The sequence below is a fragment of the Ruegeria sp. AK4 genome (genome assembly GCF_056541025.1).
On record NZ_JBQFXS010000022.1, the window covers coordinates 1 to 19,858 of the forward strand.

At 56.4% G+C, this 19,858-nt stretch carries 17 protein-coding genes; 9 read left to right on the plus strand and 8 right to left on the minus strand.

Annotation, left to right across the window (positions count from 1 at the left end):
* Nucleotides 1-157 precede the first annotated feature (157 nt).
* Nucleotides 158-1,105 (plus strand): adenylate/guanylate cyclase domain-containing protein, encoded by a 948-nt coding sequence (locus tag ACR0EZ_RS22050; protein WP_480616955.1) that lies wholly within the window; start codon nt 158-160, stop codon nt 1,103-1,105.
* A gap of 325 nt (nt 1,106-1,430) precedes the next feature.
* On the opposite strand, the gene ACR0EZ_RS22055 is transcribed toward ACR0EZ_RS22050, so the two are convergent.
* Nucleotides 1,431-1,994, minus strand: a complete 564-nt coding sequence (locus ACR0EZ_RS22055) for a DUF429 domain-containing protein (protein WP_480616956.1) — start codon at nt 1,992-1,994, stop codon at nt 1,431-1,433.
* Between the two features lie 578 nt (nt 1,995-2,572).
* Between ACR0EZ_RS22055 and ACR0EZ_RS22060 the strand changes: the two genes are divergently transcribed.
* Entirely contained in the window at nt 2,573-3,340 is a 768-nt protein-coding gene (locus ACR0EZ_RS22060; RefSeq protein WP_480616957.1) for an inositol monophosphatase family protein, read from the plus strand.
* 6 nt (nt 3,341-3,346) lie between these two features.
* Here the strand turns inward: ACR0EZ_RS22060 and ACR0EZ_RS22065 are convergent, their stop codons facing one another.
* Genes ACR0EZ_RS22065 through ACR0EZ_RS22080 form a run of 4 tightly spaced genes read right to left on the minus strand, consistent with a single transcriptional unit; the run spans nt 3,347 to nt 8,228 of the window.
* Nucleotides 3,347-3,913 (minus strand): histidine phosphatase family protein, encoded by a 567-nt coding sequence (locus tag ACR0EZ_RS22065; RefSeq protein WP_170660750.1) that lies wholly within the window; start codon nt 3,911-3,913, stop codon nt 3,347-3,349.
* A 2-nt stretch (nt 3,914-3,915) separates the two neighbouring features.
* A complete protein-coding gene (locus tag ACR0EZ_RS22070; RefSeq protein WP_480616958.1) occupies nt 3,916-4,989 on the minus strand; it encodes an ABC transporter ATP-binding protein in 1,074 nt (357 codons plus the stop codon).
* Nucleotides 4,986-7,202, minus strand: coding sequence for an ABC transporter permease (locus ACR0EZ_RS22075; protein ID WP_480616959.1), 2,217 nt, complete (start codon nt 7,200-7,202; stop codon nt 4,986-4,988). Before ACR0EZ_RS22075 ends, ACR0EZ_RS22070 begins: the two co-directional genes overlap by 4 nt.
* Nucleotides 7,203-8,228, minus strand: coding sequence for an ABC transporter substrate-binding protein (locus ACR0EZ_RS22080; RefSeq protein WP_480616960.1), 1,026 nt, complete (start codon nt 8,226-8,228; stop codon nt 7,203-7,205).
* Between the two features lie 1,660 nt (nt 8,229-9,888).
* On the opposite strand from ACR0EZ_RS22080, the gene ACR0EZ_RS22085 reads away from it, so the two are divergent.
* The 7 genes from ACR0EZ_RS22085 (at nt 9,889) to ACR0EZ_RS22115 (ending at nt 17,728) form a co-directional block, all read left to right on the plus strand.
* The gene (locus ACR0EZ_RS22085) at nt 9,889-10,074 is read left to right on the plus strand and encodes a hypothetical protein (protein ID WP_480616961.1); all 186 of its coding nucleotides are present in this window, start codon (nt 9,889-9,891) and stop codon (nt 10,072-10,074) included.
* Nucleotides 10,075-10,293: 219 nt separating this feature from the next.
* Entirely contained in the window at nt 10,294-11,616 is a 1,323-nt protein-coding gene (locus tag ACR0EZ_RS22090) for an ABC transporter substrate-binding protein (protein ID WP_480616962.1), read from the plus strand.
* Between the two features lie 78 nt (nt 11,617-11,694).
* Nucleotides 11,695-12,567: a carbohydrate ABC transporter permease gene (locus tag ACR0EZ_RS22095; protein WP_480616963.1), complete on the plus strand. Its 873-nt coding sequence runs from the start codon at nt 11,695-11,697 to the stop codon at nt 12,565-12,567.
* Between the two features lie 6 nt (nt 12,568-12,573).
* Nucleotides 12,574-13,401 carry a carbohydrate ABC transporter permease gene (locus tag ACR0EZ_RS22100; protein ID WP_480616964.1) on the plus strand — a complete coding sequence of 276 codons (828 nt, stop codon included), beginning with the start codon at nt 12,574-12,576 and terminating at the stop codon, nt 13,399-13,401.
* A gap of 2 nt (nt 13,402-13,403) precedes the next feature.
* Complete coding sequence (locus tag ACR0EZ_RS22105) at nt 13,404-14,465, plus strand: ABC transporter ATP-binding protein (RefSeq protein ID WP_480616965.1); 1,062 nt, start codon at nt 13,404-13,406, stop codon at nt 14,463-14,465.
* 46 nt (nt 14,466-14,511) lie between these two features.
* On the plus strand, nt 14,512-15,567 hold the full coding sequence (locus ACR0EZ_RS22110; RefSeq protein WP_480616966.1) for a LacI family DNA-binding transcriptional regulator: 1,056 nt from the start codon (nt 14,512-14,514) through the stop codon (nt 15,565-15,567).
* Between the two features lie 148 nt (nt 15,568-15,715).
* Complete coding sequence (locus ACR0EZ_RS22115) at nt 15,716-17,728, plus strand: O-linked N-acetylglucosamine transferase, SPINDLY family protein (RefSeq protein WP_480616967.1); 2,013 nt, start codon at nt 15,716-15,718, stop codon at nt 17,726-17,728.
* 252 nt (nt 17,729-17,980) lie between these two features.
* Here the strand turns inward: ACR0EZ_RS22115 and ACR0EZ_RS22120 are convergent, their stop codons facing one another.
* From ACR0EZ_RS22120 to ACR0EZ_RS22130, 3 genes are all read right to left on the minus strand, one after another.
* Nucleotides 17,981-18,697, minus strand: a complete 717-nt coding sequence (locus ACR0EZ_RS22120; RefSeq protein WP_480617004.1) for a DUF3987 domain-containing protein — start codon at nt 18,695-18,697, stop codon at nt 17,981-17,983.
* 374 nt (nt 18,698-19,071) lie between these two features.
* The gene (locus ACR0EZ_RS22125) at nt 19,072-19,203 is read right to left on the minus strand and encodes a hypothetical protein (protein ID WP_480616968.1); all 132 of its coding nucleotides are present in this window, start codon (nt 19,201-19,203) and stop codon (nt 19,072-19,074) included.
* Between the two features lie 161 nt (nt 19,204-19,364).
* A complete protein-coding gene (locus ACR0EZ_RS22130; RefSeq protein ID WP_480616969.1) occupies nt 19,365-19,739 on the minus strand; it encodes a VOC family protein in 375 nt (124 codons plus the stop codon).
* Nucleotides 19,740-19,858 lie beyond the last annotated feature (119 nt).

Below are 19,858 nucleotides of genomic sequence, written 5' to 3' on the forward strand. Positions count from 1 at the left end.
AAATCCGCCGCATAATCAAACCAACCAGATGCGCCAGATCCTCTCTTAGCTCAGGCAGCCATCTGTCCCAAAATCCCTGACAACGGACACCTTCGGAGAGAATTCGAAGTTGGCCAATGAGATCGCGAAACAACATTTTAGCAAGGAAGTATGGGACTTGGCGGACGGACTTGCGAACGGCACAATCAAGTTTCCTTTCATGCGAGCAAATCTGACTGACCAAGCGACCCGTGACAAATTTCCGCTATTCCGAAAACTTGCTGAAGCAGGTGTCACCGATTACGTCGTATTCAGTGCACCATTCGGCAATCGTACTGTTGTCTTTGACGGAGAGATAGAGTGGGCTTTGGGCGCATCTGTTTCTTTTGCTACAAAGCGTCGTTCTGGCTTCACGGACCGTGAGGTAGATGGTCTGTCGCGGCTATCTTTACCTTTGCTTGGTGCAGCGCGTGTATTGACGGAGCAGTTCTTGGCAGCTGAGTTGATGGAGGTCTATCTAGGCAAGGCGTCCGGTCGATCCGTACTTAACGGTCAAATAGCCCGAGGAGATGTCAGCAGAATTGACTGTGCTCTCTTGTTCAGTGATATGCGCGGCTCTACGGCTTTGAGCCAGCGCTTGTCGTCGGAAAAATATGTCGCGACGGTTAACCAATTCTTCGATTGTGTCGGTGGGGCGGTACACGATCACGGCGGAGAGATTCTCAAATTCGTTGGCGATGGGTTGCTTGCGATCTTTCCATTTGATGGTCAACGAAGGCTACCCGAAGACATGTGCGAAGCAGCCCTGTCCGCGGCCCGCGAAGCGTTTCAGAGGAATGAAGAACTTGATCCATCAGGTCGTGCTGAATTTGGCGTTGGGTTGCACACTGGCGCGGCTGTCTACGGCAATGTTGGCACTGAAAAGCGCTTGGATTTTACGGTAACTGGCACATCAGTCGCGATTGTCAGCAGGTTAGAGGGCCTGACGCGAAAACTGGAGGCGCGGCTTTTAGCAACGGGTGATTTTGTGAACTTGGTATCTGAAGAGCCGCTAAAACTGGGGGCGCATTCTTTGCGCGGTTTTGATGAAGACTTAGAGGTCTTTTCTTACGAGATTTTCACTTAACGCTCAATTGCATTAGGCGATTGGCAATCATTCGTTTAGGCGCGGGTACTGGAATGAAACCGGTCTGCTCTGGGCTCACTGCCGACGTCGGGGGCGGTGCAGCATCTCCGCCTGCAGCCCGGAATCATCCTTCGCGGACGGCCCAGTCCTGCCATTGCCGATGTAGTCAATCTCTGCGCTGCAGCTTCACCAGACCGGACATTCGCTGCCACCGCATGATCGAGAGGGTCTGGAACTCACAATTTGCGGACTAAGCTGCCTTTGATGTTTGCGGCATAAGCGGCTGCAGTTTGCGCTTCGCTAAAGCATTACTTCAGTGACGGTTCTAGACTGGCTCAAACCATGGATAACGTGCGTCAGGCACTACGAGTTCGATATCGTCCTCAATGTCCGAGTACAGTTCAACTGTCCACTCACGTGTGTGCCCCATCGCGGCGCACCAAGCTGCGACTATCGCGTCTCCCGCATGATCTGCGCCGTCCTTTACAACGGCTTTGTCATAAACATCGCAGATTCCCGCCTTGGAATTCGATTTAAGAAGAAGTTTGGGGTGGCTTTCGTAGACCGGTAAACCAATCCGCCTAGCGACAATTGCGCCATTTAGTGTCATCGCGCTGTAGTGGGAGTTCTGCGCTACAATCGAGTTGCCGCCATATTTGCTTCGGAGTGCGTCGTCGCAAGCGCGCCCGCCCTTGGGGGACCATGCAAGAAGGGTATCTATGCCAAGCGCCTGCGCGCTGCTTGTATACCTTGTCAGCCATGACAAAGCTTCGGAGGCATCAAGGACTATTTCCGTTTGCAATACCTCAATCTCAGCTGCTTCCACACGAATTGCAGCCACACCGTTCTTAGCTTTTCCGCCGGGATCGTAACCAAGAAATAATGCCAAGTTCCCACCCTTTCGTTTCAAGCATCAATACGGCCATTCGGCAAACTTCGCATCAGCGAAGAAACGATACAATGTCTGGATGGCTGCCTTTGGCAAGGGCGCAACACGGCGCGCGGTTCTAAATCCTATGCTCGTTGAAAAACGGCTTCTTACCGATCAAAGTCGGCTTTGTGCAAATTCACTTCCATTTGCGCAAGTTGCTGCATTCGACACTTTGGGGCTCGGTGCTGACGTTCGCGTGATTATCACGAGCGACCGCTATGCGGACTAAAGCAGTCGCTACATTTATGGTCGGTCAAAGGTTTTATGGGCTTAAGCTGTACCGTCGGAAATTAATCGGCTTTGGGCTACAACGCGCTCAAAGCGGGCCTTCACGTCAGAGACATCAATTGCATAGGTCCGCTGTCCACCATTAGTTTGGGGCTTCATTTCGTTGTCGTAATATCTATCTGAGTAAACCGACGAAACGGGTTTTAAAGTTGCTTGGTGGTGCTGACCCCCGGCACCGCCTATTGTTCATAATCAGAAACAGAATTTAACGGCAGGAGGGTCGAGTGCATAGCATCTCTGATCGAAGTATGTTCGCCACCAAAGTGGCTGAAGAAGCAGGCGCGTTGGCTATAAGTTATTTTGGCAATAGAGACACTCTGGTGGTGGATGCAAAGGGTGCTCAGGATTGGGTCAGCGAAGCCGACCGGAATGTCGAGACGTATGTTCGCGAAAAAATAACCGAGGCCTATCCCGATGACGGAATCTTCGGAGAGGAGCACGCTGCGAAATCAGGGTCCAGCGGGTTTGACTGGGTAATAGACCCGATTGACGGCACCACGAACTTCGTAAACGGCATTCCGGCGTGGACGATCGTCCTGGCGGTTGTTTCAGAGGGACAAACACAAATCGGTGTCATTCACGAGCCGAACGTGGCTGAGACCTATGTCGCCATGCGGGGGGCGGGAGCAACGCTCAACGGGCAGCCAATGCAGGTCGCATCAGGCGTCGATATGGCAAGCGGAACCGTCTCGGTCGGATATTCGAACCGCATCGAAGCGGCAAAGGTGATACCAATCATTTCAGCTATCATCGAACGCGGGGCCATGTATCATCGCAATGCAAGCGGCGCGCTGTCGCTTGCCTATGTCGCGGCAGGCCGGCTGTTGGGATACGTCGAAGAGCATATGAACGCGTGGGACTGTCTTGCCGGTCAGCTGTTGATCACAGAGGCGGGTGGTGTCGTCGAAGAACAGGACGCCAATGAAATGATCCGCGATGGTGGCCGCGTCATTGCCGGTACGCCAAAGATCTTTGATGATCTCAAAGCAATTTGCGAGAAGGCATGGCACGTCTGATTTGCGTCAGGCGATAGCCCGCCAGCCGGGGTTGCAGCACAGCGTGTCCAAATCAGCGCTCCAGAAATGCCCCTGCCCAGGCTGGTCGTGCTGGCGATCAATCCGCACTCCGGAGAGATGACACCACAGCAGCGTCCCAACCGCGCCGTGGGTTACGATGGCAAGATCACCACCATCGTGCGCGTCCATGATTGACGTGACTGCCCCGACAATCCGGGCCTGAGCATCTGTCGCGGTTTCCCAGCCGCGAAAGCTCACGTCGGGTGCCGCGAAGAATGCATCGGCGGCGGCTTCGAACTGGTGCGGTGGCAAGAAACCGGTGGCACTGCGGTCATTTTCGCCCAGCGCCGGGTTTACCTTCACCTCAAGGCCGTGCGGCTTGGCCAGGATCGCAGCTGTCTGTTCTGCCTTGCGTTCGGTGCTGGACCAGATGGCGCTTACCGAGGCCATGATCGGCGCATTTGCAAATGCTTCGGCCCGGGTGCGGCCCACCTCACTCAGTTCCCAGTTGGTGATTGCGATCTCTGGGTTCACGACCACTTCCGGGTGCGAAATGATAACGAGTTTCGGCAATGTCAGCCCTTCGGCAGCAAAACCGGTCCCCGGTCTGCAAAGGCCATTTTGACGTCAGCGCCCGGTTGTAACGGGTCATCCACGTCGTCCTGCACGGCAAACACCTGTCCGAATGCGCCGGTCAGCGTGTATTCCATGCGCACGCCGACATAGGTAGCCTTGGAGACTTTTGCCGTGATGCCGGTTTCGTATCCGATCAGGATGCGGGACGGACGCACCGCCAGCGTTGCCGGACCCACGGGCAAATCGCGAGAGGGCAAGCTGTGGCGGTGTCCTTCGATGTCGATTGTGGCCTGGTCGCCATCGACTTCGACGATTTTGCACTCGATCAGGTTCGCTTCACCGATGAAGTCAGCCACGAAGCGGTCGATTGGTGAGTCATAGAGTCGCCGTGGTGTGCCGATCTGGGCGATGGCGGCGTTACGCATGACGACGATCTCGTCGGACACGGCAAGCGCTTCTTCCTGATCGTGGGTTACATAGACAACCGTCAGTCCGAGGTCCCGCTGAATCGAGCGAATGTCTTCGCGCACCTGTCGGCGCAGTTTGGCATCGAGGTTCGACAGGGGTTCGTCAAAGAGCAGCACCTGCGGTTCCAGCACCAGCGCGCGGGCGACTGCGACACGTTGTTGCTGGCCTCCTGACAGCTCGCTAGGCAAACGTTTGTCGAAGCCTTTGAGGCCCACCAGTTCTAACCCTTTGAGCGCGCGCGATCTGGCCTCGCTCTTATCAAAGCCGGAGAATGTTAAACCGTACATCACGTTTTCCAGCACGCTCATATGTGGGAACAGGGCGTAAGACTGAAACACCATAGACACATCGCGATCGGTCGCGGGCAGCTTGGTCACGTCGCGATCGCCAATCACGATCCTGCCCGAGCTGGCCATCTCCAGACCGGCAATCATGCGCAGCGTCGTTGTTTTGCCGCAGCCCGATGGCCCCAGCAACGTCACCAGTTTACCTGCTTCCACATGCAGGTCGATGTTGTCGACGGCCACGACATCTTTGCCAAATACTTTTGACACTCCTTCGAACCGAACCGGCGCGGCTTTACTGGCAATGTTGGTATCCGTCATGTCGTTCTTTCCGCTCCGATCTGGGTGCGCCGTCCGATCTTCACGCGGCCCACGAGGAATTGCAAAAGCCCTACAGATGCAAGCATCACGAAGATCAGCGTGGTGGAATAGGCGATGGCAAGGCCGTAATCATTGTTCTCGACGCGCCCGATGATGTAGCTGGTCGCCATGTCGTATTCGGCCGATACCAGAAAAATGACTGCCGAGATCGCGGTCATCGCGCGGACAAAACTGTAGACGAGTGCCGCTAGGATGGCGGGCTTGAGCAGGGGCAGGATCACGCGTCGGAACGTCTGCCACGAGTTTGCACCCAGCGTCAGCGAGGATTCATCAAGCGACCTGTCCAGTTGCGACATGGATGCAATGCCCGCACGCACGCCGACGGGCATGTTGCGGAAAATGAAGCTGATCACGAGGATCACACCAGTGCCTGTGATTTCGATCGGGGGAACGTTGAAAGCCAGGATGTAGCTGACCCCGATGACGGTACCGGGAATGGCGAAGGACAGCATCGTTCCGAATTCGAAGGCGTTCTTTCCGGCGAAATTTTGGCGCGTGAGCAAGTAGGCGGTTACCAGTCCTACAGCTGCCGTCAGCGGAGCCGCTATGGCCGCAATGCTGATGGTGGTCCAGAAACTGTCCCATGCGGCACCCGTCCAGCGGATACCTTCCTCTTCAAAGCGCACTGAGAAGGCGGTGACATAGTGTTTGAAGGTGAGCGTGTTGTTGACGCCCCAAAGCTCAACGACGCTGCCGTAAATGATCATGCCGTACACAACCGCTGTAAACAGCGCCCAGATGGTCGCGATGGCCTGCACGGGTATTGCCAGCCCATTGGGCATCAGCGGATGCACCCCGGCGTCCCCCTTGCCGGAAACGGTGGTGTAGCTTTTCCTACCGAGCCAGGCGCGCTGCGCGTAAAAAGCAGACAGCGTGAAGAAGAGCAGTACCATGGCCAGAACGGCGGCCCGACCCTGATCATATTGCGCGCCGACGATGGCAAAGAAAATCTCGGTCGACAGAACGTCAAAATTACCGCCTAGAACAAGCGGGTTGCCGAAGTCGGCCATGCTTTCGATGAAGCCGAGCAGAAAGGCATTCGCCAGACCGGGTCTCATCAGGGGCAGCGACACCGTTCGGAAGGTTTGCCACCTATTGGCGCGCAGCGTTTGGGCGGCTTCCTCCATCGACGGCGACACGCCTTCGACAACACCGATCAGCACCAGAAATGCGATGGGGGTGAAGGCCAGCGTCTGGGCGATCAGGACACCCGGCATTCCATAGAGCCATCGCGACGGTTGCACGCCAAAAAGATCAGCGAAAAAGACTGTGACCGACCCGGATAAACCGAAGAGTAGGATCAAGGCCAGCCCGATTACGAAGGGGGGCGTGATGATTGGCAAAACCGTCAGCGCGCGCATCCCACGCTTGAACCGAAACCCTGACCTGGTGACCACAAGTGCAAAACATAGTCCCAGAACCGTAGTGATCAGGCCGACGAGAATGGCTAAAAAGAGGGAGTTCCACGCGGCGCCGCATTTCGCACCCCAAAAACACCCCAATCCCCAGAGACGATCATCAAAGAACTTCGAGGCAAAAACAGATACCGAATAGGCGCCGTCTTCGGTCACAAAAGCCGAAAACAGCATGTTGGCAATTGGAAAGAACACGAAGGCGGTGACAATTGAAATGACACCGCCGATGGCGCTGACGACAAACACATCGCCGTTGACTGCACCGCGCGCCGCGATGCCCTGCGTGAGCAGGAACAGGAAGGCCGACGCACAGAGCATCGCGCCATAACCCATGCCGAACTGTCGGATTTTTGGCGCGCCAAACAGGGCCTTGAGCCAGTCGAAGTTGAAGCCGCGAATGCCGATCCCGAAGCCTTGCGCAATCAGCCAGCCAAAGCCCAGTGCACCCGCAAGTATCAGGATCTTAGCGTAGATCGGATCAGATTTAGGTTTCCCAAGCACCAGAATTGGCAATGCCAGCGGTATCAGCAAGGGTGCAAGCCAGAGCTTTTCACCCTGCCCGATCAGAAATAGAGCGGGCGCAAAATCTTCGTCAAACGGATAGCCGTTAAAGAGCCATTCAAATGACCAAAGGCCATCCTCAACCATGTACCATGGCAGCAGGACGTAGCCGACCCACCCGACAATGATCCAGAAGATCAATACCGGGTGGGTCCTGGTTTTCGAAGTGTCAGTCACTTACTGCGGCAGCACCGAAACGTCTTCGTCCCACTTTTGCAGCAGACGCTTACGCTCATCAGAGGAGCCGTACTTTTTGAAGTCGTAGTCAATCAGCTTGATCTGGCTCATATCCGGGGCGCTTTCAGATGTTTGCGCACCCTTGTTGGACGGAACCTGGAAGGCATTGACTTCAAGTGCAAGGTTCTGCGCTTCGGCGCTCAGCGCCCAGTCGTAGAACTTCTTGGCTTCTTCTTCGTTGCGAGCGCCTTCAATGATCGACATCGAACCGATCTCGTAACCGGTGCCTTCGCAAGGAGCGACAACCTTTACAGGGAAGCCCGACACCGCCTGCTTGACAGCGTCATGCATGAAGACGATGCCGATCGTGTTCTCGCCACGACCCGCGGCCTTGATGGGTGCCGAACCGGATTTGGTGTACTGGTTGATGTTGGAGTGGAGGCCTTTCATGAACTCAAAGCCCTCGTCCTCGCCAAAGATCTGCACCATCGACGCCAGCGTCGTGTAGGCAGTTCCGGATGAATTCGGGTTCGCCATCTGAACGTGCCCTTTATACTCAGGCTTGAGCAGGTCCTTCCAGCAGGCGGGTTCAGGCAGGTTGTTGGCCGCCAGGAGGTCAGAGTTGTAGCCATAGCCCAACGCACCCGAATAGATACCGATGGTCTTGTTGTCAGCACTTTCGGCCTGTGAAATTGCCCAGTCATGCAACTGGTCACGCATGGGCGAGACATATTCCATAGTTAAACCTTCTTCGGCCGCTTGAAGGTGCGGGTCACCCGTGCCGCCCCACCAGACATCTCCTTTTGGGTTTGAGCTTTCCGCACGGATTTGCGCAAAAGTCTCACCAGAGGATTTGCGAGTCATATTCACGTCAATGCCGGTGGCGTCCTCGAAACTGCGCGCCATCAGCTGGCACCAGTCTTCCTGCGCCGAACAGTAGAATGTCAGCTTGTCGGCTTGCGCAGCACCCATGGAAGCGGCGAATGCGATCACTGAGCCAGCAAGTGTGTTTGTCAATTTTTTCAAAGTCTTTCCTCCCATAACTATCCAGCTTCCAGCTTTGAGCCGGGAACTGTCATGTCACCTGTGAGGGCGGCCACGCTTAATTGTGGCATCTTCTTATTTCACCGGTCTCGGTACGGCTTTTCCTCTTTGTGACTATGTAAGTCTGACCACTCTAACACTTGTTTCGCAAGGATTTTTGCAGAGCGACAAAATCAGTGCGATCCAAACGGAGCACCATTGCAAGCATTATTCAAAGGAAGATCGCAAGCTCACCCATAGCCTTCGAATGCGCGGAGCTTGATATTTGCGCCAATTGGCGAATGTGTTCTGGGCAATCAGATGGTCTAGCGGTCATACAGATTATGCCGCGAATGTTGAAAGCTAGCTTCCTATTTTGACCCCACTTGTGATGTGTGGGTTCACGCAGTGAGCGCGTTCTCATCGCCCTACTTGACCGAGGAAACTTACCCTGCGAACGACAACAATGGGCTCAAACCAGACATTGCCAACGAGAAAGCCCACCCGGTTCAAGGGGTGGTCTCTGGCTAGATTTACTCCTATCCCTGCGCCACCACCAAAGGCGGCTCCTTCGGAAACGACCTAATGTCGAACCATTTGAAACACGTGCCATCGGCGTTGCGCTTGTGGCCCATGAGCAAGTGCGTGCCTGTCGTTCTGTGCCGGATCAGCGCCGCTCTGAACGCCCTTAGGTCAATCAACCACAATCTATCAATCACCTGCCCGTCAGGCCCCGCATGAACGTAGAACATCCAGTCTCCGTGGCCATTCACAATCTTGGATAAGCTCGTCTGTCCGCGGTGTTACTTTCCCGGTGAAATCAAGCTGACATTCCCAAGTGGGGAAATAGAGCGGGCCAAGTCCATAAAGGCGCACAACATGACCCGGCGGTGAACCCTTACCGGCAGGATGGGGGCAAGGCTCTTTAGACCGGCTCATAGTTTGCCGTCAATTAAGGGCGCACAACCGCATTACTTATGATGGATGGTATGAGGGGCTGGCACAAGTGAGGGGGTATAACTGGCCAGCCCCTGTGTGTGTTGCAACGGATTGGGTCAAGTGATCCGTTGATAAAACACTACCCTCTGATTCATGTTTCCGAAATTGGGGTTTTCCCGTAATAAGTGTAGATTTTATCCCTCATTCAAGCAGGGAACATGTGCGTGCTCTCGGACTTAACGGCACAAAATCTTGTTGCAGACACAATTCCAACAATCTGTGTCCATACCAAACAAGTGCGGCGCGCCCCGAGGGGGTTAACGATTTCCAAGAGGGGGTATGAGTTTGGCGCGTCGCACCTGTCTCGCCACTATTTCGAGGGGCAGTCCGGCTGTAAATCCCCTGTATTAACAGCAGAGGCATTTGTGCTATCCGAGGCGCGTCAACATCCTGGGTTGGACCTCGATGCGGCAAACGTGAAGATGGGAAACCCGAAGTGAGACACAAACCAGCGACCCCAGAAACGGCGACCGCTAACGCCTACTTGCTGAGTAGCAAGAGCACGAACCAGGACGTAGCAATGTGGGCCGCGTGCGAACTGATGGCGATGCACGACAGTCGTGCTGATACGCTGCAGGAGCATGCCGACCGTTGGGCCGGTAGACTCAAACCTTTAGGTTCAAAAAACTTGCAAGATTGAGCGTTTGAAAAGCAGGGGCAGGCTATGGAAATTGGCGACAGGTTGGTAGCCACCTTCCCAGACAATACTACGAGTGAAGTTGGAACGATTGTTGAAGGTCCAGTCGTGCAAAATGGAATGGCCGCGTTCAGAGTTCGCCATGCCGCGTTTGACAACTGGGTTCCTGCTGCTTGGTTAAAGCCGTTTCTTCAGGCCGCCAATGACCAGTAGGAATGTCGGCTATGCGGGACAAAGCTGACCCTGAGAGAACCCCATGTTGCGCCGAAACTCCTGCGGACCCAGAGCGTTGAGTGGCGGCAATTTGATCAAGCTGGCAATCTTATGTGTCTTGCCTTCAAATACCTCAAAAGTCCTTCTCTAAAACAACCTTGAATACGCATTCATCGCCCACTAGGCTCGAATCAGTTGCCATTCATAAGGGAGGATGAAATGCGAAAAAGGACTCTGTTGAAGGCAGGTGTCGCGGTGGCCAGCCTATTTCTGGCACCGCTCACGGTCTCGGCCCAGAACGCACCTTACAACCTGCTTGACGGGAAACCATTTGAAGGCACCAAGCTCAACATTCTGAGTGTTGTTACGCCTCAGTTTGACGGCCTTATGCTTCGCGACGGCGAATTCACCGAGCTCACAGGTATCGAGACCGAGTGGACGTTCATTCCGTTTGGGAGCCTTCAGGAGAAGATCAACGCTGAAGGTATCGCGGCAAACGGAACTTTTGATGTTGTTAACTATCTCGACAGCTGGGGCCCGCCAAATGCGCATTGGCTGATGGCGATCGACGATCTGATGGAACGCGACGGCATCTCGATGGATCGCTACCCGGCAGCCTTCGCCCGTTCAGCGCAGTTCGAAGGCGAGACGCTGGGCTTCCCGCTGCGCGCTCACCCGCAACTTATGTTCTATCGCAAGGACCTCATCCCCGAGCCGCCCACAAGCTGGGAAGAGCTGATCGAGATAGGCAAAGAGTTGAAGGAGACCAACCCGGATATCGCGCCGCTCGCGCTCTACTACAACAATGACGGCAACCGGCAGAACTTGTTCATCTGGATCAACTTCCTTTGGGCAGCGGGTGCAGACATTTTCAATGATGACTGGACGCCAGCATGGACGTCCGAAGAAGCACTGCAGGCGACCGAAGATTACATCGCGCTGCACACCGTACATGGAGTGACCAACCCGAACAGCCTGGCATTTGTTGAGCAGGATGCGCGTCAGTCGTTCATGCAGGGCAATTCGGCGATGATCCCTGTGTGGTGGTGGGCTTATTCGGGCTTCTACAACCCGGACTCATCTACGTTGACCAAGGATCAGGTCGCATTTGCGGGTATGCCGTCCTACAAAGGGACGACGAAAACTTATGCTATTTCTATGCCGTTCTCGATCTCGGAATATTCCGAGAACAAGGACGCTGCATGGGAATTCCTGAAGTGGTTGTCGAACCCGGAGATGGACAAGGCGAACGCCACCGAACGTGAGGTTGCAGGCAAGCCGATTGTCAACAACGTGGTCACCCACATCTCGTCCCTGCAGGACCCGGATGTAAATGCGGCCAACGACGGCATTCAGGCGGCCGCCTGGGACTCACTGAAAGAGTCCGACATCATGCCGCAGATCCCGGAATGGCCCGAGGTTGGCGACATCCTGTCGGCTGCAATCGCCGAAGCGGCGGCGGGTGGCAACACGCGCCAGCTGATGCTGGATGCCGCTGCGCAAGCCGAGCGGGTTCTCCGCCGCGCCGGTCGGATCCAATAGAACGTGCGGCCCACCCTTTGGGGCGGGCCATTGCAGTCCGGAGACCGAGGTACCGGTCTGCGCTGTCGGGGACCACTCATGCGCGATCAAACGCTGAAATACTTACTCGTGATGCCAGCGGTGCTGGTGGTCTTCGCGACAGCGATCTGGCCGCTGATCGAAAGCCTTCGCTTGTCCTTCACGGTTGGTCGTCTGAACCGGCCTGGATCGCTGGAGCAATATCTCGGCTGGGAGAACTACACCTGGGCGTTTCTCTACGAACCGGCATTCTGGAATTCTGTGCAGGTCACGGCGATCTACACGGTTTTGACCGTTGCGCTCACCACACTTCTGGCCTTGGGTTTGGCCTTGTTGCTCGCGCCGGGCGGCAAACTGCGGTCTGGCGTTCAGACCCTTCTGATTCTGCCTTTTGCTATGTCGCCGGCTCTGATCGGTGTGAGCTTCCGATTTATGTTCAATCCTGAGTTCGGCCTTTTTGACGCCTTTTTCGGTGTGATGATCCCTCCTCTTGCAGATGTGAGTTGGCTGGCGGACCCAGTCCTCGCCTTTGCAGTCTGTGTGATGGCAGACGTCTGGGGCTGGATCCCATTCCTGACGCTCGTCCTGATCGGCGGATTGGCAAGTGTGCCGCAAGATACGATTGAGGCCGCGCAGGTAGACGGTGCCAGCGGCTGGCGCGTGTTTCGTGACATCACGCTCCCGCAACTCGCGCCAGTTCTTGCCGTCGTCATCATTCTGAAGTCGATCTTTAGCCTCAAAACGTTCGACCAAATCTTCATGCTCACTAACGGTGGGCCGGGCACAGCGACACAGACGCTCAGCCACTACATCTACTTCAACGGCATGAAATACGGGCAGATCGGCTACGCCGCGTCCGTGGCCTGGCTCATGGTCATCCCGATGATTTTCCTCACCTACGCGTATGCAAAGTACGTGTTCAAAAAGAGGTAAACGTCAATGACCGGACGACAGAGAAAACAACTAATCGGCGCGGTGCAGATAACGCTGATCCTTATTGCAACTTTCATCATGTTGGTGCCGATTGCGTGGATCTTCCTCGCGGCTTTCAAGACCCATGTAGACGTCTATCAGCTGAAGCTCTTCTTCACGCCAACGCTTGAGAACTTCGGATTGGTCTTCGATGCGCCGTATCACCTTGGCGAAAAGCTCTTCAATTCGACGATTGTCGCATTCGTGACAGTACTCTTTGCGATCCCGATCGCGACCATGGCGGCCTATTCCTTCAGCCGATTCCGGCTTCGCGGCGAGACGGCCATGCTTGTAACGATCCTTGCCACTCAGTTCGTTCCTGCCGTCGTGATCATCCTACCGTTCTTTGTGATGTTCCGCGACATCGGCCTCCTAGACACGCGGGTGGGTCTGATCCTTGTAAACCTCGCTATCGTTATGCCGTTTGCGATCTGGATGATCAAAGGATTCATAGATGGCATCCCAATGGACACGGAAGAAGCCGCCATGGTTGACGGTTCTTCACGTGTTCAGGTGATCCGAAACATCGTTTTGCCAATGGCCGCGCCGGGTCTCCTGACGGCAGGCATCTTCTGCTTCATCATCGCGTGGAACGAGTTCCTCTTCGCGCTGATCTTGACAAACAAGGACGCCGTGACGCTTCCAATCGGGCTGGCGCTTTTCAAGGCTGAAGAGGGAGACCTCTGGAACCTGCTTAGCGCGGCGGGGATCATCATCATGCTGCCGATGTTCATCCTCGCGCTGCTGATCCGGAAGTATTTCGTGCAAGGCATGACAATGGGGGCGGTGCGCTAAGAATGGCCGAAGTGATTCTCAAGAACCTGACCAAGCGCTGGGGCGATTTCGTCGGTGTCGATAATCAGTCGCTGGAGATTGCGGACAAGGAATTTCTGGTTCTGCTTGGTCCTTCCGGCTGCGGAAAGACCACGACGATGCGGATGATTGCGGGGCTTGAAGAGCCGACAACTGGCGAAATCTGGATCGGCGACCGCATTGTAAATGACGATCTGCCCAAGGACCGCGACGTGGCGATGGTTTTCCAGAACTACGGCCTCTACCCGCATATGACAATCTACGACAACATCGCCTACCCCCTCAAAGTGCGCGGGGTGCCTAAGCCCGAGATTGATCCGCGCGTGCGACAGGCGGCTGAACAGGTTGAGCTGTCCGAATTCCTCGACCGCAAGCCCAAGGCTTTGAGCGGCGGCCAACGGCAGCGTGTGGCGCTTGCACGCGCCATTGTGCGCACACCCAAGGTGTTCCTTATGGACGAGCCGCTCTCAAACCTCGACGCTAAGTTGCGCGTGACAATGCGCGCTGAACTTAAGCACCTGAGCCGGGAGCTAAAGGTCACAACCGTCTATGTGACTCACGATCAGATCGAAGCCATGACGCTCGCCGATCGCGTGGCCGTCATGAAGAACGGTGTCATCCAGCAGCTTGGGACACCGGATGAGATCTACAATGATCCGGCCAACCTTTTCGTCGCGGGCTTCATTGGCTCGCCTGCGATGAACCTCATCAATGGCTCGGTCAAAGATGGGCAGTTTGTCACGACGGGCGGTACGCGGTTGATCGCTGTGAATGCCGAAGATCGCGACAGCGTCGTTCTCGGCGTCCGAGCAGACGACATGAGTGTATTGCCTGACGGCGATGGCGACATCGACGTTCGCATCTACGCCTTCGAAAACACAGGTGAAGCTACGCTTCTTACCGTACAGTGGGGTAAACAGCGGGTGATCGCCAAGGGGGACCGCCACCTTCGCAAAGAACAGGACGACATGGTCAGCATCTCGCTAAACCCCGCCCATCTATATCTCTTCGACCCGGTAACGGGGAACCGGATCCGGGCAAGCTAACATGGCTCACCACAGTCAAATTTTCCGTAGAATCTGGGCCTGAGAAATGGCGCCACCCCGCGTAACAGCAAGCGATGTGGCCAAGGCCGCCGGGGTTAGCCAACCAACCGTGAGCCGTGTTTTCACGAAGACGACGTCCGTTGACCCACAAAAAGCAGCGAGAGTTCGGGCGGTCGCAAAAGAGCTAGGATATATTCCCAACCTCGTGGCCCGATCACTTAACTCCGGTCAGACATTCAGGATTGGCGTCGTTCTGGCCTATTTAAAGAACGGCTTCTTCGCCGAGACCTTGCAGCGCCTCTCCAAAGCGCTGAACGCTCAAGGTTATTCGGTCACGGTCTATTTCGCGGGCAACAGCGCCGAAGAGATAGATGATATCGTGGACGGCCTCTTGGCGGATCAGGTGGACGGCATCGTTTTTGCCTCGATCAGCTTGTCCAACATGCTGGTCCAGCGGGTGCGCAAGTCGGGCATTCCTTGCGTTCTGTTCAATCGCGGTCAGATCGATCCTGACGCCTCGATGGTCGTTGCGTCCAACTACGACGGAGCGAAGCGAGCGACCGAATTCCTGATTCAGAATGGACACAAACGCATTGCACATATCGCTGGCTGGCGTGGCGCATTGAATGGCATCGACCGCAGGGAAGGCTTTTTGGCCGCAATGCAGGACGCCAGGATAGAGCCCGTTGCCTGCATCGACTGCCATTTCCGGCGCGAAGTCGCGATGGACGAAACCCGCAAACTCTTTAGATCCAATACGCCGCCCGACGCGCTTTTCGTTGCCAACGATCACATGGCCTTTGGCGTGCTGGAAGTTCTCCGCCAAGAACTCGGATTGCGGGTACCTGAAGATGTCTCCGTCATTGGCTACGACGACGCTCCCATGGCCAGCTGGAAAACGTTCGATTTGACGACGGTGCGTCAACCCTTGTCCCAAATGATCGAGGCTACCTGTAGGCTGCTGATTGCGGAAATCAAGGACCGAGAACGAATGCCTGAGAATGTCGTTATTCCCGGCGAACTGATCGTCCGCGGAAGTGCCCGCATCCCCGATACGGCGCTCCAACACGCAGCTACAAAAAAATCAAGGAGGCTGAAATGACTCCGCAAGAAATGGAAAGTCGCATTGTGCGCTATGGAGATCTGGTACTGTGCAAACCCCAGTAGCCAATTCACCGCTTCCCGCACTTAAGTGCTATACGGAACCCAAACATGGGTCCAAGTGGCCGCAGCCGAAAAGTGGGAGAGACATGCCAAGCGTCAACCTTCTAATGCGCCGGGCCGAGGCGCGGCTGCGTGTCGGTCACTTCCGCGAAGCCGCCGATCTTTATCGCGAAGTTCTGTCCCGGAACCTCCCCGCCCAGGACACCGCCCGGGTTCACACCGCACTGGGGAACGTCTCCAAGATACTGGGTGAGCTGCAAGTCGCGGCAGAGTGCTACGAACAGGCGCTCACACTGTGTCCCGATGACGTCACAGTGCGCTACAACCTCGCCGTGACGCTGCAGGCGATGAAGAAAACCGACGCCGCCGAAGCGCAGTATCACTCGGTGCTCAAGCGGAACCCGGATCACGTCAAGGCGTGGAACAATCTGGGCAATCTCCGGCAGGAGCAGCATCAGTGGTCCGCGGCACTCGAATGTTTCGACGCCGCGCTGAACCGGCAGCCGGAGTATTACGACGCCCTCGTCAACAAGGGCAACGCGCTGCGCCGTACTGGGGATTATGAGGCCGCGATCGAGTGCCTGCGGCAGGCGCTTAATCAGGCGCCTCACTCCGCCGAAACCTGTTTTGGCCTGGCCCTCACCCTGCAGGGTGCCGAACAGCCCGAACTCGCCAGCGAATATTTCCTGCGCGCCCAAGCCCTGGCCCCTGACAACGACCGGTTCCTTGTCCAAGCCCTGCATCACCTGGCGGACCTATGCGACTGGACCGAAATGGAGCGGCTGAATGCTCGGCTTGAGACGCTGGGAACTACAGATCAACCCGTGCCCCCCTTTGCCACTTTGGCGCTTGAGGATCACCCCGCCCGGCAAAAACAGCGATCCACAATTCATGTACAGCACAGCATCGGCCACCTCGCGCCGGCCCTGCCCGAACGTGGTGGAGGCAAGGACAGAAAACTGCGCATCGGCTATGTATCCGCGGATTTCCGCGATCACGCCGTCGCGCATCTGCTGACCGGCACGCTGGCCGCCCATGACAAATCCCGCTTCACGCTCTTTGCCTATGCGCTCACAGGCGCCGGCGACGCGATGCGGGACAAGGTCAGCGCTCATTGCGACCGGTTCCGCGACATCAGCGGCCTCTCCGATGCGCAGGCCGCCGCACTGGCGCGCGAGGACGGGCTTGATATTGCCATCGACCTGATGGGCTACACCCGACACAACCGGGCCGCGCTGTTTTCCCGCCGGCTGGCCCCAACGCAGATCGCCTGGCTCGGCTATCCGGGCACCACCGGAGCATCTTACATCGACTACGTGATCGCCGATGGCACGGTATTGCCGCCCGACCGGCATTACGGTTTTTCCGAGGCTGTCATTTCCCTGCCCCACAGCTATTTTCCCAGCGACCGCAACCGTCCGATCTCGGAAGACCCCCAAACCCGGGCCGAGCACAACTTGCCGGAAAACGCCTTTGTCTTCTGCTGCTTCAACAACAGCTACAAGATCTGCCCACGCGTCTTCGCGATATGGATGCGGCTGCTCTCCCGAACGCCCGGCAGCGTGTTGTGGCTACTCCGGACCAGCGAACTAGCCGAACGCAACCTGCGTAACACCGCCCGGGCGCACGGGGTGGACGACGCGCGGCTGGTGTTCGCCGACAGGATGCCCAACCCGCAACACCTTGCCCGGCACCGTCTGGCGGATCTGTTCCTCGACACCTTTGCCTACAATGCGCATACAACTGCGGTCGATGCGCTCTGGGCCGGGTTGCCGGTTCTGACCCGGATCGGAGACCAGTTCTCCGCCCGCGTTGCCGCCAGCGTATTGACAGCGGCGGACCTGCCCGAGATGATCACCACCAGCGACGCCGGTTACGAAAGCCTCGCCTTGGCGCTCGCCACTGATCCCGAGAGACTGGGGGCAATCCGCAACCGGCTCGCTTCCAATCGACTGACCTGCCCGCTATTCTACACGACGGCCCACACGCGGTATCTCGAAGACGCATACACTCAGGCGCAAGCACGCCGTGCGGCAGACCTGCCCGCAGAATCTTTTCAAGTCTCTGCCACTTCGACCGAAGGCAACGCATCAGATTAGAACCGCCTCACGTTGACGGAGACTGAAATACAGGCTGATCACTCACACAACTGACGAACGCCACTTAAAATCCGTTTTGCCAATTAAATCAAAGATGCAGTGTTTTGGAGCCGTGGGCAGTGTCCGTCGTCAGGGATTTTGGGACGGATGGCGGCCTGAGCACAGTCGCCGGGACACAGAGCCAATTTACTGTCACCGAAAGCTAAGAAGTTCGCGCTATACTAGGCGGCGGGCCGTACATGGGTGATGGTGCTAGCCGCGCCGTTCCGCCAACTTCAAAGCGAATGATTTGATATGCTCGAAATCACCGCCTGCGGCCTGCGCCAACTCAGTTGCCTTGTAGTATGCAAACAGCATGTCTTTGGCGGTATTCGACAGGTGTAACGCCCGTGGGCGCAATTCCTGCGGCTTATCCTCATCCACCGGTTTAGGGTGGATCAAAATCGCGTTCAGCCGTCCTGACATTGCTACACTTGCTGCATCTGCTACTTGAGCGTCGGGCCGGTTCAATCGTCCGCCAATATGGCTGACTGGTTCGGTTATCAGGAACCGCGCCAAGAACCCCTGACCAGATGCAATCGGATCTGATAGCAAGGGCCTTGCAGCGACCGGTTGCACCATCAGGTGCATCGCTAGCCTGCGACCATACAGCGTCACGGCACCGTCACCAGCACGAACCCGGTCGGGCGGTTCGCCGTCCCAGAGCTTCGAAAGCCCTGCAACGGTTTTCATGCGGTTGCCCGAATTCATGGCATGACCGCCCAGAAACCCGCCGCCTTCGTCAGAGAACAGGCCAAGGCTCGGCTGGCCGACAAGGTAGAGCTTCACCAGTCCTTCTATCGTCGGCTCAGCACGCCTATATCCAGGAGGCAGAGCAGCTCCGCTCCTTGGCCAAGACCCGGGCGATCGAGGTGGCGCTGGATCTAATGCACAACGCCAAGTCAGAAACGATCCGGGCTCGGATGGCAGAGTTTCTGGGCAGCAGGTGGTTGAGGTCGTTCCTCAGCAAGTTGAACAAAACGAACTTGACACTTAGGCCACACAGCCGCCTTTCGCTGCGGTTGCAGCACCAGTCGTCGTTGACGGCAGCTATGCGGAGATACTGTTGAAAAACTCCGAATTTGCAAAACTTAAATCAAAAATTGCGCGTACAGAGCCGCTAAGTTTTTTCAGCTTAGGGGTCGGATCAAAATAAACACCGGCTGCCTTAGGACGCGTCAACGACTGTCAGAAATGTCGGAGGCGGACTTTTCGGTCGAACGCCAATTCGCGGAAAAAAAACAAACTTCCCGGCTTTTCGAGTTTTTCAACAAAATCCGGACTTTGCCGCCATTGGCCCACTTTCACCGGAGGACCGCACACAGCCCAACCTCGTCAAGCATCGGCAGCGTCGACAGATCGATATCGTGTGCAGTCAGCGTCGGCCCGATCGCCGACAAGTCGTGCTGCGACAGCCAGTCTTCGAGGTCGGTCATCGGAACGTTCGCCGGGTCACAGCGCCATCAGGTTGGTCAAAACTCAAATCGAGCAGCGCCAATCGCAAAGCGGGCTCGCAGCTATCGGCCGTAGGCGTTGTAGGAACCAGTGCCGAGCAGCGATCGCGCTGCGGAGTGAAAAGAAGATACAAGACCCCAGACTACATGTGGAAGAAGCTCAGCTTGTTGCCGTCAAGATCGCGGAAGTAGCCGGCGTAAAACTCCAGCGCTCCTCTCTTTCGAGGGCCTGGTTCGCCTTCGTCGACGGCCCCGAGGTCGATCGCGCGCTCATATAGATTGTCGACCGCATCCTGACTCCCGGCGCCAAGGCCGATCATCGAGCCGTTCCCAACGGTGGCGGCCTCATTGTTCCAAGGCTCCGCCACGGCGAAAAATGGCGTGCCGTCCGCGCCTACGTAAAGAACGATGCCGGGCAACTCCGCCGCTCGCTTACCGCCGATCTCGCCGAGCAGAGCATCATAGAACGCCAAGGCTCGCTCCAGATCGTTGGTCCCGATTGTCGTGTACGCGATCATCTTCGCCTCCCTAGTTTCCGTGAAGACCAATAATCAGCCCGCTCACCTACACCGTAGTACCATAATCAGGCACCTAGCCAAAGCGCGATCGCCGGTCCTGGATTGCGGCCCAGGCGTGT

Excerpts from the sequence above, each read along its gene's own strand:
- ACR0EZ_RS22060 (WP_480616957.1), top strand. The coding sequence starts at position 2,573 with ATGTTCGCCACCAAAGTGGCTGAAGAAGCAGGCGCGTTGGCTATAAGT.
- ACR0EZ_RS22070 (WP_480616958.1), bottom strand. The coding sequence starts at position 4,989 with ATGACGGATACCAACATTGCCAGTAAAGCCGCGCCGGTTCGGTTCGAA.
- ACR0EZ_RS22085 (WP_480616961.1), top strand. The coding sequence starts at position 9,889 with ATGGAAATTGGCGACAGGTTGGTAGCCACCTTCCCAGACAATACTACG.
- ACR0EZ_RS22090 (WP_480616962.1), top strand. The coding sequence starts at position 10,294 with ATGCGAAAAAGGACTCTGTTGAAGGCAGGTGTCGCGGTGGCCAGCCTA.
- ACR0EZ_RS22095 (WP_480616963.1), top strand. The coding sequence starts at position 11,695 with ATGCGCGATCAAACGCTGAAATACTTACTCGTGATGCCAGCGGTGCTG.
- ACR0EZ_RS22100 (WP_480616964.1), top strand. The coding sequence starts at position 12,574 with ATGACCGGACGACAGAGAAAACAACTAATCGGCGCGGTGCAGATAACG.
- ACR0EZ_RS22105 (WP_480616965.1), top strand. The coding sequence starts at position 13,404 with ATGGCCGAAGTGATTCTCAAGAACCTGACCAAGCGCTGGGGCGATTTC.
- ACR0EZ_RS22110 (WP_480616966.1), top strand. The coding sequence starts at position 14,512 with ATGGCGCCACCCCGCGTAACAGCAAGCGATGTGGCCAAGGCCGCCGGG.
- ACR0EZ_RS22115 (WP_480616967.1), top strand. The coding sequence starts at position 15,716 with ATGCCAAGCGTCAACCTTCTAATGCGCCGGGCCGAGGCGCGGCTGCGT.
- ACR0EZ_RS22125 (WP_480616968.1), bottom strand. The coding sequence starts at position 19,203 with ATGACCGACCTCGAAGACTGGCTGTCGCAGCACGACTTGTCGGCGATC.
- ACR0EZ_RS22130 (WP_480616969.1), bottom strand. The coding sequence starts at position 19,739 with ATGATCGCGTACACGACAATCGGGACCAACGATCTGGAGCGAGCCTTG.